Source organism: Klebsiella scottii, from assembly GCF_036561945.1.
In the GTDB taxonomy this organism is placed as follows: Bacteria; Pseudomonadota; Gammaproteobacteria; order Enterobacterales; family Enterobacteriaceae; genus Klebsiella; species Klebsiella scottii.
Genome location: NZ_JARXNI010000018.1, coordinates 247,227 through 262,404, shown reverse-complemented (window position 1 = coordinate 262,404; position 15,178 = coordinate 247,227). Strand labels below are relative to the sequence as shown.

General features: G+C 57.8%; 12 protein-coding genes. 3 read left to right on the top strand and 9 right to left on the bottom strand.

The window, feature by feature from the left end; all coding sequences use genetic code 11:
- The first annotated feature begins 425 nt into the window (after window positions 1-425).
- On the top strand, window positions 426-1,928 hold the full coding sequence (gene proP / locus QFI97_RS03130; protein WP_095104501.1) for a glycine betaine/L-proline transporter ProP: 1,503 nt from the start codon (window positions 426-428) through the stop codon (window positions 1,926-1,928).
- 65 nt (window positions 1,929-1,993) lie between these two features.
- Here the strand turns inward: proP and melR are convergent, their stop codons facing one another.
- Window positions 1,994-2,932: a transcriptional regulator MelR gene (melR, locus tag QFI97_RS03125; protein ID WP_331833670.1), complete on the bottom strand. Its 939-nt coding sequence runs from the start codon at window positions 2,930-2,932 to the stop codon at window positions 1,994-1,996.
- Between the two features lie 241 nt (window positions 2,933-3,173).
- On the opposite strand from melR, the gene QFI97_RS03120 reads away from it, so the two are divergent.
- Window positions 3,174-4,520, top strand: coding sequence for an alpha-glucosidase/alpha-galactosidase (locus tag QFI97_RS03120; RefSeq protein WP_331833671.1), 1,347 nt, complete (start codon window positions 3,174-3,176; stop codon window positions 4,518-4,520).
- Window positions 4,521-4,565: 45 nt separating this feature from the next.
- On the opposite strand, the gene cbpM is transcribed toward QFI97_RS03120, so the two are convergent.
- Window positions 4,566-4,871 (bottom strand): chaperone modulator CbpM, encoded by a 306-nt coding sequence (gene cbpM / locus QFI97_RS03115; RefSeq protein ID WP_041143674.1) that lies wholly within the window; start codon window positions 4,869-4,871, stop codon window positions 4,566-4,568.
- Window positions 4,871-5,788 (bottom strand): curved DNA-binding protein, encoded by a 918-nt coding sequence (cbpA, locus tag QFI97_RS03110; protein WP_095104495.1) that lies wholly within the window; start codon window positions 5,786-5,788, stop codon window positions 4,871-4,873. Before cbpA ends, cbpM begins: the two co-directional genes overlap by 1 nt.
- Window positions 5,789-6,243: 455 nt before the next feature.
- Here cbpA and QFI97_RS03105 point away from each other — a divergent pair, with 455 nt between their 5' ends.
- Complete coding sequence (locus QFI97_RS03105) at window positions 6,244-7,035, top strand: DsbA family protein (RefSeq protein ID WP_095104493.1); 792 nt, start codon at window positions 6,244-6,246, stop codon at window positions 7,033-7,035.
- 136 nt (window positions 7,036-7,171) lie between these two features.
- Here QFI97_RS03105 and QFI97_RS03100 read toward each other — a convergent pair whose 3' ends face one another.
- From QFI97_RS03100 to QFI97_RS03075, 6 genes are all read right to left on the bottom strand, one after another.
- Window positions 7,172-9,235, bottom strand: coding sequence for a TonB-dependent copper receptor (locus QFI97_RS03100; protein ID WP_346430564.1), 2,064 nt, complete (start codon window positions 9,233-9,235; stop codon window positions 7,172-7,174).
- A 77-nt stretch (window positions 9,236-9,312) separates the two neighbouring features.
- On the bottom strand, window positions 9,313-9,759 hold the full coding sequence (locus QFI97_RS03095; protein WP_346430563.1) for a DUF2946 family protein: 447 nt from the start codon (window positions 9,757-9,759) through the stop codon (window positions 9,313-9,315).
- 105 nt (window positions 9,760-9,864) lie between these two features.
- Window positions 9,865-10,872, bottom strand: coding sequence for a FecCD family ABC transporter permease (locus tag QFI97_RS03090; RefSeq protein ID WP_331850315.1), 1,008 nt, complete (start codon window positions 10,870-10,872; stop codon window positions 9,865-9,867).
- A gap of 2 nt (window positions 10,873-10,874) precedes the next feature.
- Window positions 10,875-11,624, bottom strand: a complete 750-nt coding sequence (locus QFI97_RS03085) for a class I SAM-dependent methyltransferase (protein ID WP_095104487.1) — start codon at window positions 11,622-11,624, stop codon at window positions 10,875-10,877.
- Window positions 11,621-12,568: an ABC transporter substrate-binding protein gene (locus QFI97_RS03080; RefSeq protein WP_346430562.1), complete on the bottom strand. Its 948-nt coding sequence runs from the start codon at window positions 12,566-12,568 to the stop codon at window positions 11,621-11,623. The genes QFI97_RS03085 and QFI97_RS03080 overlap by 4 nt, the downstream gene beginning before the upstream one ends.
- Complete coding sequence (locus QFI97_RS03075; RefSeq protein ID WP_346430561.1) at window positions 12,568-14,637, bottom strand: TonB-dependent receptor; 2,070 nt, start codon at window positions 14,635-14,637, stop codon at window positions 12,568-12,570. The genes QFI97_RS03080 and QFI97_RS03075 overlap by 1 nt, the downstream gene beginning before the upstream one ends.
- Window positions 14,638-15,178 lie beyond the last annotated feature (541 nt).

Sequence of the window (15,178 nt, the reverse complement as noted above, 5' to 3'; positions counted from 1 at the left end):
TAGTACCGCTGCGGGAATATTCTATTTTGCGATCAAAAATCAGCGATATTTGATGTGCTGCCGGACGGGGAATATCCAAAAATAAATCACTGCCTGTGCATATTCATTGAACTTATTAATGCCGCTCGGCTCTGTAATATGGCGAACAATTTTTCGTGAAGTTGATCCCAAATTTAAACGCTGTTAGGGTAAAAAGGCGAGTTCGTAAATTCATCAGGTTTATTCGTAGCTCTATTTATTGATTCATTTACGCCAGAGCAGGCGTCAACAGGTTCGGTTGTACGGACTGTCAGCAGACAGTGCAGGCAAACCTGCTACGCTTGAGAAGAGGAGCACGGCAATTCGCCGCTCCCAACGCACGACGCAAACGGTATTGCCGTTTGGCGGAGATCCGTGCGCTCACGGCGAAGCTTTAGAGGAAAAATATGCTTAAAAGGAAAAAAGTAAAGCCAATCACTCTGCGGGATGTGACCATCATTGACGATGGCAAGCTGAAAAAAGCTATCACCGCAGCATCGCTAGGCAATGCGATGGAGTGGTTCGATTTCGGCGTGTACGGCTTCGTAGCGTACGCCTTAGGTAAGGTCTTCTTCCCCGATGCCGATCCCAGCGTGCAGATGATCGCCGCGCTAGGGACATTCTCAGTTCCGTTCCTGATTCGTCCGCTAGGCGGCCTGTTCTTTGGCATGCTGGGCGATAAATACGGTCGACAAAAGATTCTGGCGATAACCATCGTTATCATGTCGATCAGTACCTTCTGTATTGGTCTTATTCCATCGTACGCGTCGATTGGTATCTGGGCACCGATTCTGCTGCTGCTGTGTAAGATGGCGCAGGGCTTCTCGGTGGGCGGAGAGTATACCGGCGCCTCGATCTTCGTCGCCGAATACTCGCCTGACCGTAAACGCGGCTTTATGGGCAGCTGGCTGGACTTCGGCTCCATCGCCGGGTTTGTCCTCGGCGCGGGCGTGGTGGTGCTGATTTCAAGCGTGGTCGGCGAGGAAAACTTCCTCAGCTGGGGCTGGCGCCTGCCGTTCTTCCTCGCGCTGCCGTTAGGGCTTATCGGCCTCTATCTGCGTCACGCTCTGGAAGAGACTCCGGCGTTCCAGCAGCACGTTGACACCCTGGAGCAGGGCGATCGCGAAGGGCTGCAGGAAGGGCCGAAGGTATCGTTCAGAGAGATTGCGACCAAGCACTGGCGTAGCCTGCTGACCTGTATCGGTCTGGTGATTTCCACCAACGTGACCTACTACATGCTGCTGACCTATATGCCGAGCTACCTGTCGCATAACCTGCACTACTCGGAAGATCACGGGGTGCTGATTATCATCGCGATTATGGTCGGGATGCTCTTTGTACAGCCGGTTATCGGGATGCTCAGCGACCGCTTCGGCCGTCGTCCGTTTATCCTGATCGGCAGCGTGGCGCTGTTCTCGCTGTCGATTCCGGCCTTTATCATGATTAACAGCGACGTTATCGGCCTGATTTTCGGCGGTCTGCTGCTGCTGGCGGTGGTGCTTAACTGCTTTATCGGGGTGATGGCTTCTTCACTGCCCGCGATGTTCCCGACCCATATCCGCTTCAGCGCGTTGGCCAGCGCCTTTAATATCTCGGTGCTGATTGCCGGTCTGACGCCAACTCTGGCGGCCTGGCTGGTGGAAACCACGCAGAACCTGATGATGCCGGCCTACTATCTGATGGTGATTGCGGCGATTGGTTTGATGACCGGCCTGACGATGAAGGAGACGGCGAACCGTCCGCTGAAAGGGGCGACGCCGGCGGCTTCGGATATTCAGGAAGCGAAAGAAATCCTCGGCGAGCACTACGATAACATTGAAAACAAAATCGAAGATCTCGATCAGGAAATCGCCGATTTGCAGGAAAAACGCTCCCGACTGGTGCAGCAGCACCCGCGAATTAACGACTAATTAATTCGCCAGGAGTGTGAACAATGCCGCCGCGGGCCTCCCCCGGCGGCATTTTTTATGCGCGCTTAGGCCTCATTCGGCGGCAGGCTTTGCCGACGCTGCTGGCTGAGCCTGCGGTACTGCTGCGGCGGCATGCCGACGTACTTGCTAAAGGTGCTGTAGAAGCGGCTGCTGGAACGAAAGCCGGCGGTGAGGGCGATATCAAGGATGGTTTTGTCGGTGTCGCTGAGCAGGGCGCGTACGTGGTTAATTCGCATGGCGGTGATGTACTGCTTCATGGTTTGCTGCATCACCCGTTGAAAAATGCCCATCGCATAGTTGGGGTTGAGCTTAACGTGTTCGGCAACCGCATCGACGGTCAGCGCCCGATCGTAGTGTGCGGCGATAAATTCGAGCATCTGGCTGACGTAAAACTGCGCGTGCCGCGAGACGCTGTGCTTATGCGTTCGCGAGGTTTTGTTAACCAGAATCGGCTGCCAGCCTGAGAGGCTAAAGCGCTTGAGCATCAGGGCGATCTCTTCGATCGCCAGCTGGCGGATCTGCTCGTTGTCGCTGGCGAGCTCCTGCTGCCAGCGCTGGATTTCAAAGACGCTGAGCTGCTGCGCCGCGAGGGATTTAATGACCATCCCGTGGGTCACGTTGTTGATCAGCTCCCGGTCCAGCGGCCAGGACAAAAACAGATGCATCGGCAGGTTGAAGATGGCCATTTGCCGGCAGCTGCCGGGGCGGGTGAGCTGATGCGGCGTACAGGCCCAGAACAGGGTGATATAGCCCTGCTTAATGCTCACCACCTCATTGTTGATCAGATACTCCACGTCGCCGTCGAAGGGGACGTTAACCTCTACCTGACCGTGCCAGTGGCTGGTAGTCATGGCGTGCGGGGTGCGCAGCTCGATATCCATGCGCTGATACTCCGAATAGAGCGCCAGCGGGCTGCGGGTATTTTTCTCGTCACTGCTGCTCATATGCGGGTCGGGAGGCTGCGGCGTAAGGGTTTTTTCCATGAGGCTTCGGATTCCTGAATCGTCATAGTTGCTGTTTTTTTGCACCGATATGCGCCTATCTTAGCGGATTAAACGGCCCGTTTTCTCTCCTTTTCCGCCATATTGTTCCCGAAAACTCAGATTTTATGTCGGGCAGCGCTCGATCTGAGCTTTTGGGAATGCTCCGTCGGGAAGAGGGCAGCGCGCGGCGCGTCCGGCGTGTCACGCTGCGGGTGTTCAATGACTTTACGGAGAGAGCACTATGTCTGCCCCAAAAATTACCTTTATCGGCGCTGGCTCAACGGTTTTCGTTAAAAATATTCTCGGCGACGTTTTTCAGCGCCCGGCGCTGAAATCGGCGCATATCGCGCTAATGGATATCGACGCGACCCGTCTGGAAGAGTCGTATATCGTGGTGCAAAAGCTGATGGATTCCGTCGGCGCTCACGGCGAAATTAGCTGCCATCGCGACCAGAGAACCGCGCTGATGGACGCGGATTTTGTGGTGGTCGCTTTCCAGATTGGCGGCTACCAGCCGTGTACGGTAACCGATTTTGAGGTCTGCAAGCTGCACGGGCTGGAGCAGACCATCGCCGATACGCTCGGGCCGGGCGGGATCATGCGGGCGCTGCGGACGATTCCGCACCTGTGGCGCATCTGTGACGATATGACCGAGGTCTGCCCGAACGCGACGATGCTGAACTACGTCAACCCGATGGCGATGAATACCTGGGCGATGTACGCGCGCTATCCGCATATCAAGCAGGTTGGCCTGTGCCATTCCGTGCAGGGAACGGCGGAAGAGCTGGCGCATGACCTTGACCTCGACCCGGCGGATTTGCGCTACCGCTGCGCGGGTATCAACCATATGGCGTTCTACCTGTCACTGGAGAAAAAGACGGGCGACGGCAGCTACGTCAGCATTTATCCGGATATGCTGCAGGCCTTTGCCGAAGGGCGCGCGCCGAAGCACCGCGAGAACTCGCGCTGTCAGAATATCGTTCGCTATGAGATGTTCAAAAAGCTGGGCTACTTCGTGACGGAGTCGTCGGAGCACTTCGCAGAATATACCCCGTGGTTTATCAAACCGGGGCGTGAAGACCTGCTCGCCCGCTATCAGGTGCCGCTGGATGAATATCCGAAACGCTGCGTAGAGCAGGTGGCGAACTGGCATAAAGAGCTGGAGATGTATAAAACCAGCGATCGCATCGATATTAAGCCCTCGCGCGAGTACGCCAGCACGATTATGAACGCGATCTGGACCGGCGAGCCGAGCGTGGTGTACGGCAACGTGCGCAACGACGGGCTGATCGATAACCTGCCGCAAGGATGCTGCGTAGAGGTCGCCTGCCTGGTTGATGCCAACGGTATTCAGCCGACTAAAGCAGGCAAGCTGCCTGCTCACCTGGCGGCCATGATGCAAACCAACATCAACGTCCAGACCCTGCTGACCGAGGCGATCCTCACCGAGAACCGCGATTACGTCTATTACGCGACGATGATGGATCCGCACACCGCGGCGGTGCTGGGGATCGAGGAGATCTATGCGCTGGTGGACGATCTGATTGCCAGCCACGGCGAGTGGCTACCCGAATGGGTCCGGCGTTAACTCAAACCAAACCCGGCCAGGCGCTGCGCCTGCCGGGCTGGTGGATTAGCTGTGGGTCAGAAAGCGCGCCAGCTGCTGGTGCAGCAGCCGGTTCTCGCGGGTCAGGCGCGCGTTCTCATCCAGCAGCGTCAGCGCCACGGCGATACCGGGCCAGTCCAGCTCCAGCTCGCGGCGCAGGCGCACCGCGCGGTGCATTATCGTTACCGCGCTGTCATCAAACAGCCAGACCTCGGTTTGCGGCTGACGCGGTTCAATCATCCCGAGGCCGACAATTTCGCTAAGCTCGTCTTCAGAAATGCCGGTATGCAGACAAAACTCGGTGATTGAGAACGTCACTGTCATCTTAGCCATTATGCTTTCCCCCATGTCTTACGCGGCTCGAAGCTCGCCTCTGCATCCGCGAGCTGCTGCCAGAGCGCGCTGGCTTTTTCGTTTGGCTTCGGCGGCATAACGATTTTGATCACCGCAAACAGGTCGCCGGTGGCGGTTTTGCTCGCCAGCCCCTTGCCTTTGATCCGCAGGCGTTGACCCGGCTGGCTGCCCGGGGGGATCGTCAGCAGAATGCTCTCTTTGAGGGTGGGGACTGTCACCCTGGCGCCCAGCGCGGCTTCCCACGGGGCCAGCGGCAGAACGATTTCCAGGTTATGGCCCACGATATCGAACAGCGGATGCGGGGCTATATGGATAACCAGCCACAGGTCGCCATTCGGGCCGCCGTTTTCTCCCGGCGTACCCTGGCCTTTCAGGCGGATGCGCTGGCCGTCGCTGACGCCTGCGGGAATTTTCACGTTCAGCGTTTTAGGCGTTTCGCTCTCGACCATCCCGAAAATGTTGTACACCGGCAGCCTGTAGCTGATGGTGCGGGTCTGCTCGGCGAGCGTCTCTTCGAGGAATACCGCGACTTCAATTTCTAAATCGTGGCCGCGTGCGGCCTTCTGGCGCCGGGCGTGGTGTGCCTGCTGGCCAAACATCGAGGAGAAGATATCGTCGAAATCCTGCTGGCTGTAGTTCTGCTCGTGGGGGGCCTGCTGCTGACCAAAGTGCGGATCGTTGCGATGCTGCCAGAGCTCGTCGTATTCCGCACGGCGCTGCTCATCTTTCAGCACCTCCCAGGCCTCGGCAAGATCTTTAAATTGGGCTTCAGCATCGCTTTCTTTGCTGACGTCGGGGTGATATTTACGAGCCAGGCGACGGTAGGCGGTCTTAATGGTTTTTAGATCGTCCGTTGGCTTAACCCCTAAAATGGCATAATAATCCTTTAATTCCATATCGTTATCTCATTTTCACTGAATGGGGTGGTAACAACTTTCCCCATTAAGCTTAGGGCAAATGAGAACGCCTGTGAGAGGAATGTGCCTGAAACTTGACGCCGTCGGGGTCGACGGCGAAAGAGGATGCGGCGGCTGGCCCGTTGGCCTGAATTTTTACGCTAATTTCGACGCAGCCCTTCCTGACGGTAAAATCCCACTGAATAACTAGCTGGTTCATGCCTGACTCATCTAACCGGAAAAACGCCCTTCTCAAGGGGAAAATGAGGGGCAAGCGTAGCGCCGTTCGATCGTGTTGCCTACCGTTCGGGTGAATATGAGCGGCGCGACGTCTGCCCGGTATTGAAAAATAAAGTTACGAATCAATGCATCGCCTGATGATTATTCGCCGGCAAAGGATGCTACTTTGTCTTATCAGACTCACCTGCCGTTTATCTATCGCAAGGATCATCCTCATGTCCGGCTCTAAAAAAATAGTGACCATCGCCTTGATTGGCGCCACGCTGCTTCCGGCCCTGGCTATGGCCGCTGATGCCCCTGCTGCCACCTTTACGCCGGAGCAGGAGGCCCGTATCGGCAAGATTGCGGCGGATTATTTAGTCGCCCATCCGGAGGTTCTGCTGCAGGCAAGCCAGAAGCTACAGCAGATTCAGCAGGAGCAGCAGGCCAGCGCCGCGACCCAGGCGGTAATTAAAAATCAGGCCGCGCTGACTCAGGATAAAAATACGCCGACCTACGGACCGGCGGATGGCAAGGTTACCGTTATCGAATTCTTTGATTACCAGTGCATTTACTGTAGCCGTCTGGCGCCGGTGATGGCTCAGGTGATTAAGGAAAATCCGCAGACCCGCTTCGCGTTTAAAGAGTGGCCTATTTTCGGCAGCCGCTGGGAAACGTCGCTGACCGCGGCGAAAACCGGCCTGCAAATTTATCAGCAGAAGGGGGCGGAAGCCTACCTGACCTACCATAACGGGATTTATGCCACCGGGCATAACGAGGGCAAGCTGACGGCGGCGGATATTCAGCAGCAGGTGAAGAAGGTCAATTTCGACGCGAAGAAGGCCGCGGACGTTGAGCCAGCGCTTGAGGCGACTAACCAGCTGGCGCAGGAGATCGGCTTAAGCGGAACGCCGGGCGTTATTGTGATGCCGACGACCGGCGCCACGGAGGCGAATATTACCGTCTTCCCGGGTCTTGCCGATAAAGACTCCCTGGATGCGGCAATCAAAAAAGCCGGCGGTAACTGATCGCCATCGGCGTCAAGAGCGGCGCGCGGATGAGGTTGATAAACCCCGGGTGACCGGGGCTTACTGGCGCTGAGAACAGGCCGGCTGGACAACGGCTGCTGAACGGTATTCCCGGCCCGTACGGGCCGGGAGCCTGTCAGAATGTGACGTTCAGCTTGCCCCAGAAGGTTCTTCCTGGTTCGTTAACCGACGTATTTGCGGAATAGCCAAAGCTGCTGTTCCCGGCCAGATTTAAATGCTCGCTGTAAGCCTTGTCGAACAGGTTATCCACGCCTGCGCTCAGCTTAACCGACTTGTTGACCCGATAAGCCGCGTTCGCCGAAAAGACCGCAAAACCGGCGCTGTTGTCAAAATCCTTGCCGACGACGTTGCCTTCGTTGATGGCGACGCGATGCTGACTGCTGACCATGCGCAGCAGCCCGGTGCTGCTCCAGTCGCCGCGTTCCCAGGTGAGCCCCAGTCGCGCCTCCAGCGGCGGGATTTGCGGTAGCGGCTGATGGTCAGCGGTATTTTGGCCCCATGAATAGGCCAGACTGGCGTCGGCTTTCCAGGCGTCGCTGAGCTGGTAGCTGGCGCCGGCTTCGCCGCCCATAATGGTGGCATTCACGTTATCGACCTGGCTGATATAGGCGTTGCTGGGGTCGTAGCGGAAGAGAATAAAATCGTTCACCCGTCCAACATAGGCCGACACCCAGCCGTTAAGCCGCTCCCCTTTGTACTGCGCCCCGATATCGATCTGCGTCGTTTTTTCCGTTTTGACTTTATCAAAGGCGTCGGTGGAGCCATCCGGGCCGTAGGTCGGCGAGAACAGCTCCCAGTAATCAGGGAAGCGCTCGGTATAGCCGATACCGGCATAAAACATGACCGGCGTCCCGACCAGGTTGTGTTCGATGCGGACAAAACCGGCGGGCAGCGTATCGGTTCGCTCAGCGGATCCCGCGTCGCTGAAATTGTCGACCAGCACCCGATCCAGCCGCGCGCCGCTGACCACTTTACTCAGCTCCGTGGCATGCCACGTCAGCTCGCTGAACAGACCGTAATCATGGAAGCGGGCATCTTTCGCCCAGCCATCGTCGCCTTTGCTGCGGTGGGTATTGAGCTGCGTATCGGCGCCGCTGCGTAGCTCAAAGTCAGACCACAGCCAGGTTCCCATCATCCGGCCGCCTACGGTTCTGCGGTCCAGCTCCATCGCCATCGGCATACTCATGTTCATCGAGGAGCCGGAATCCATCCCGCCCCCCATGTCGCCCATTCCGGCGGACATATCCATCCCCGACATTCCGCCCCCAGGCGAGCGCAGGGAGTAGTTGTCCATGACATGATCGGCGTAGTTGTAATAGATATTGGCTTCGAATTTATCGAAGACCTCGCCAATATTGGACTTTTCGACGCGCATGCCGAGGCTTTCGCGTTTGAAGCGGGAGCCATCCATGCTGCGCCCGGCGTAGCGGGCTTCGCCATCCCCTTTTCCTGCCGAGAGCTCGACTAAGGTATCTTTGTCCGGCGTCCAGCCGAGCGCCATATCGCCGTTCCACTTATCCCATTTTGCCGGTACGCGATCGCCATTCCCGTCCTTGTAGTCATCGGCGCGCGATTTATTCCCCGTCAGGCGCAGGTAGCCCAGCTCGCTCCCCAGGCTGAGGTCCGCATTCTCATCCCAGCGGTTATTTGAACCGGCCAGCAGGCTGGCAGTGCCCTGAATGCCGGGCTTGTCGAAACGCGGCGGCTCGCGGTCAAAGCGCAGGGTACCGGCTGAATTTCCCGGTCCCCACAGTACGGTTTCCGGCCCTTTAATCAGCGTCAGGAGATCATAGCTTTCCGGGGAAATATAGGAGCTGGGCGCGTCCATGCGCGCCGGGCAGGCGCCCAGCATTTCGCCATTATTGGTCAGGATGCGCAGGCGCGATCCGAACATGCCGCGGAAAACGGGATCGCCGTTGGTCCCGCCGTTACGAATCTGCGAAAAGCCGGGGATCGTTTTCAGGTAATCGGAGCCATCGCTGGCGGGGACCGGCTGACGCGGCGTTTTGGGCGAGGTGACGATCTCCAGCGGAGAGGAAACCGGCGCCGTGACGATCATGACGGCGTCATCTTGCATCGTATCCTGATGGTGCTGTTCATCCGCGGACGCCGCGTTTGCAAGCAGCGTCATCAGGATCAGAGAGGCGAGCGGAGTGCGCCCGAGAGTGAGTTTTTTCATTACATGGCCTGCTGTTTTTCTGGCATAGCAATATCCTGCTCATCAGGCGATGGGCAAAAGCTACGCAATATCGGTTATTAGTCGTTAAACGAAGAGAGAAAAACAGCAGGAGGCGCGCGGGCGCGCTGAGGCGTCCAGGCGCGGAAAATCGGCGCGCAAACGATCGGAATTAACGGATGACGGACAATAAAAAGCAGCAGCAGCCAGAGCAGCATCGCCAGCAGTAGCTGGACAAACGGCAGATGGACCAGCAGCTGACAGTAGCCGCAGGCGATCTCTTCCATTGGCGACATCGCCTGACCGGACATCATCTGATGATCCATAGCGACGCTCTCAGCGCAGTGCGCCGCCATCGGCATGTCATGGTGCATACCCGGCATGGGCATCGACGAGACGGCGGAGAAGTGCTGGCAGGCTGCCTGGCGGGCAATGGACTTCGAGACGACGGGAGCAACGAACAACATAGCGATGGCAAGCAGCGCCAGCCATGCAGCTATGGGATAGGTTCGTGTGCGTTCGTGCAAAATGCAGCCAGATGTCAGAGTAATTTGATTGAGTGTATCTCATTCGCATTTTGAATGTTACAAAAAATCCGGGGCGCTCATTGCGCGGCTGCTCAGCTTCGCCGGCTATCGTGACGTGCGGGCGATCAGAAAAAGAAATATCGGGACCCCGAGCATCGCCGTCAGGATACCGACGGGGAGTTCACGCGGCGTAAACAGTGTGCGGGCGAGGGTATCGGCCAGAACGGTAAAGATAGCCCCGCACAGCATGGATGCCGGCAGCAGCGAGCGATGGCGGTATCCAATGAGCATGCGGGCGATATGGGGCACGGTCAGCCCAATAAAACCGATAGCCCCACAGCAGGCGACAACCACCGCCGTTAACAGGGTCAGCAGGCAGTACATGGCCAGCTTGATAGTGCCGACCTCCACGCCGAGCGACGCCGCCGTCGCGCTGCCGAACGTCAGGACATCCAGCTCTGTTGCCCGCCACCAGCAGATCAGAAATATCGGCAGCAGCGCCGCCGCGCAGAGCGCTACCTGTAGCCAGGATGCCTGAGCGAAGCTCCCCAGCAGCCAGAACATCACGCCTCGTGTGGTATCGGCATCCGTTTTCCAGAGCGTAATCAATGATGTGGCCGCAGAGAGCAGCTGCGTTACCGCGACGCCGGTCAGCACAAAGCGGCTGGACTGGCCGGAAAGCGATTTACGCGCCATCAGCAGCACCAAAGAAAAAGCCAGCATTGCGCCGCAGAAAGCGCCGGCAGGCACCGCGGCCCAGCCCACGCTGAGGCCGAGCGCGATGACCAGCACCGCCCCGAGGCCCGCGCCGGATGAAATGCCCAGCACCCAGGGGTCGGCAAGGGGATTGCGGGTCAGCGACTGGAGTACCGTCCCGGCCAGCGCCAGCGCGGCGCCGGCGAGGGCCGCAAGCAGGGAGCGCGGAATGCGCAGGGACCAGACGATCCGCTGATGAAGCGTTCCCGCCGTATCGCTATGCCAGTAGCCTGCCAGGATGGCGTGTGCCACCTCCTGCATGGAGAAGGTCACCGGGCCATACATTACGGCAATGCACAGGGCCAGCAGCAGCGCCGGAAGCAGCATGGCGAGGCGAAAAACAGGGGAACGCAGCATGATTATTTCCAGCCGGCGACGATATAGTCATCGAGGAATTGCCACAGCGTACCCGTTTCCGTAAAACCGGCCTGGCGCAGGGCGGCAAGCTGGAATTCTACCGTGGTGGCCAGCGGCGTCGGGCGGTCGGCAAAGATGGCGGCGCGCGCATCGATTACATCGGCCAGCTCGGGATAACGGGTGGCCGCTGCAAACCAGCTGTCCCAGTCCTGCACGCCGGCGGCCCAGGCCTTTTCCTGGGTGCTTTCGTCATGAGTCCGGGCAAGCAGCGTCTGACGCGGGCTACGCTGGTCAAAGCGCTGGTGGTCGGCGTTGATGAACATCCCTCCTTCATCCAGCAGGTTAAAAACGTTGCGATACAGCGCCACCTGCTGCTCCGGCAGCAGCCAGTGGATGGCGGTGCTGGAAACCACGGCCTGGGGCTTACTGGCGATGACGGTGAAGCAATCTGCTGATGCCATATCGCCGCTGAAGAACTGAATGCGGTCCCGGTATTCCGCCAGCGCTTCTTTAGCCAGCGCCATCAGCAGCGGATCGAGGTCAATAGCCGTTACGGTTGCGGCCGGAAAACGTTGCAAAAGACGCAGGCTGAACGAGCCCGGGCCGCAGGCCAGATCCACCACGTGGAAGGCTTCTCCATAGCTCATCGCCAGCACATCCAGCGCGGCGTTATAGCGCGCTTCGCGGTGGGCGATGTAGGCGCTTTGTTGTTCATCCCAGTTCTTCAGTAATTCGCGGGCGGGAAAGGTCATTGTTGTTCCTTAGCGTGTATTTGTGTGACAAGCCGGTGCAGGGCCAGAACCGAACGCGCGGAGGCGTCCATGTCATAGCCGGGTAAGATGATGTAATGCTTTGCTTTCACCGCCTTCATGCCGGCGGTGAGCGGGTAATGTTCAAGAAAATCGATTTTGCTGCGGGCGCTGTCGCCGGCTCCGCCCCGGCGCAGGTCTCCCAGAATCAGGTAGTCGGGATCTCGTTCGGCGATCGCCTCCCAGCTCATGGCGGGCCACAGTTCCTTGCTATCAGAAAAGATATTTCTGCTGCCGATGGTTTGGGTTAGCAGCTCCGCCGCGCCATGACCGCCCGCCACGTAAGGGGTCGCCGTCCCGGAATACCACCACATCAGCGTTCTCGGCGGCAGCGTTATGCGCTTGTCGGCGGCAACCCGCCGCTTTAGCTCGGCAATCAGCGCCTCGGCGCGCGGCTCTACGGCATAAATACGCGCAATATTGCGCAGCTCGGCATAGATGCTGGCGAAGGTGGCGGACGCAGGGGAAGCGCTTTGCAGGCCATTGCACATCCCTTCAATCAGCCAGCTGGCGATGCCCCATTCGGCCATCCTTTCGCGACCGGCGGTTTCCGGGCTGTTAAACCAGTAGTAGCTGCCGGAATAGATAAAATCTGGCCGCGAGGCCAGCAGGGCTTCCGCCGACCAGGGAGCATCATCGAGACGGGCCGTTAGCGGTTTGTACCAGGGAGACGGCGCGGTATCTTCATCCGGCCGATAGCCGACGGCGCTGATAATGGCATCGCCCAGACGCAGCGCGAGCATGTTTTCCATCGCGGTCGGCATATAGACAATGGTCCGCTGTGGGACACGCGCAAACGTCCAGGAGTGCCCACAGTTTTGCAAGGTCACGGGATGCGCAAAGCTGGCAGAGGCTGCCAGCAGGGCGAGGGCGGCAAGGCGTTTCATCAGAAACGCATGTTGATATAGGCTTCATACGTGCGACCTGGCGCAATCATCTCCTGCCCGGCATAGGTTCGCTGCCAGGTGTAGAAACGATCCGTCAGGTTACGCACGCGGGTGCCCACGATAACGTCCTTCAGCACGGCATAATCGGCATTCAGGTCGAGAGTGGTGTAATCACCCATTTTGTTGGTGTTGGCGTCATCGTTATAGCTGCTGCCCACATAGTGGAGCTGCGCGCCGAGACCCAGTTTGTCGGTCGGCATATAGCGCCCGGCAAGGTTCGCTGTCCACTCCGGAATGTAGCGCGGCCGGTTGCCGGAAAGGTCCTGCGTACCCTGTTTGAAATCGTCAAAGCGCGCGTGGGTATAGGCGGCATTACCTGTCAGCGTGACGCTATCCAGCGGCTTAATCGACCCGCTCAATTCGATGCCGCGAGAGGTCTGTTTACCAACCGCATTCCAGACCTCCGCCTGGGTTGCCGACTGCTGGTAAAGATTCTTTTTCTGCAGATCGTAAACGGCGAGCTTCATTGCGCCGCGCTCGAACGTTCCTTTTACACCCGCTTCATATTGCTGAACGGCGGTAAGCGGGAGCGACGTTTGCGCGGGGCTGATAAAGAAGATATCGCTGCCGGGTTCTTTACCCGTTGAGTAGCTGGCATACAGCGTCCAGCTATCGTTAATGGCCCAGCTCGGCCCCACGCCGACGCTTATGAAGCTATAGCTCCGATTGATGGTTTGATTATCCTGCTGATAGTGCCAGTGCATGTCCAGGTTGGTGTAGCGCGCCTGGCTTAACAGGGCGACGGCGTCGGTGATATTGAGGTTATCTTCCAGCAGCAGCGCATACTGATTCTGGGTGATGTGGCGGACGGGAGAGCGCATCTTGCCGCCGGCGCCGGTGCGAAAATCACCGGCGGCAGGGTGGGTCAGGAGAACATCTTCCCCGCCCGGAAAGCCGTTGGAATAGTACTGGAACTCACGTTTTGAAAAATCGACGCCGGCGGTCACGCGGTTGGCGAATGACGCAATCGGGCGATCCCAGACGGTCATGGTCCGGTTGCCCGTCAGCTTGTCATCATGCGCAAGATCGCCATAAGAATCGCGGGTTACGTAGCCTGCTTTCTGCGCCGGGTAGTAACGCTCAACGTTCTGCCATTCGCGGAAGCCTTTGTAATAGTAGAACTGGTTTTCAAAGGTCAAATCAGGCGTTGCATACCAGGACTGGGTTGACTGGAACGAGGTCGCCTGGCTGCGGATATGCGCATCCTGAAGGTTGTTGTAGTTCACATGACGTAAATCGCGATCGACTTTGCCATTGATCACCGGCGTGCCGAAATAGGGATTGCGCATGTCCGTTAAGCTACGATCGATATCAAAGGTTATCTGGGTGTTAGCGGTCGGCGTCAGCAGGAGCTGCGCGCTGACGCGTTCCGGACGGCTGCGCTCTTTCTCAACCTGGGTGCCGTTACTGGCGGCGCTGACATCCACGCGGCCGGCGGCTATACCCTCAACCAGCGTGCCTCCCGCGCCGATGTGGGCGCGATGGCTGTTATAGCTTGACCAGCTATAGTCGGCCTCCACCGGCTGGCGACCGAAGGTGGCTTTACGCGAGGTCAGGTTGACGCTCCCGCCGGCAGAGCTCAGGCCATTCAGAACCGAGCCGGTGCCGTACAGGATATCGACGTTTTCGTAATGCACCGGATCGGCAATTTGAATCTTGCTGCCGGGTACCGCCACGCCGTTTAGCAGCCAGGAGACGCTCGAGAAGCCGCGCAGCGAAACGCTGTTGGCGAGCGTTGGCGAGCTGGTGCCGGACATCCCCGGCGCGCTCTCGACGACTTCGGTGAGGGTCCGTTTCCCCTGCGCCTTGATAGTTCTGGCGCTGAGGGTTTCCGTATGGCGCGGCGTCTGTTTATCGCTCAGACCGAGGCGCGAGGCCGAACCGGATGACAGAAGCGCAGAATCGGACAGGACGGCATCGTCGGACGCGCCGCTGCCGGTGACCACCAGGGTTTCATCTGCTGCATAAGTCAGAGGTGAGATGTTTACTGCGACTGCGAGAGCTAGCAAAGAGGGCTTAATTTTCATCGATCGGCATCAAATTATTAAATGTTATGTTATAACGTAACATTTATTGTAAGAGAAAAAAAGTAGGCAATGCGATCGGGTGAGAAGAGGGGGCTTTCGAGGTGGTTTTATGAAAGGCGTGTGGCAGCTGCAGTAGCGAGGATGTTCCGCGCCGGACGCGCGGCTTCGTTTATTACGCTGGCGTGGAGTGGTGCTGGACCCGGAATCATATCCACGATTAACATTCTGTTTGCTATGAGTTCCAGTTTTTCCTGTGTATTTGTTGGGTGAATAGCCGCAGACGCTTTAAAGCGTCAGTGGCTATCTCTCGGTTATTAATAATAATGTGATGGTCCGATCGGCCGAGGCAATAGTGGAAGGGCCGTGCGCTATGATAATGTAGGTAATATTCAGCCATGCAATTACGCTATTACCGAAGAACGCTAAAGTACCCCCATGATACAATGAATTATCACTGACAGCGCTTCTGCCCGGTACCTATTCATTATGCCATATCTGGATAAGGGCCTGTCTGGTGAATATT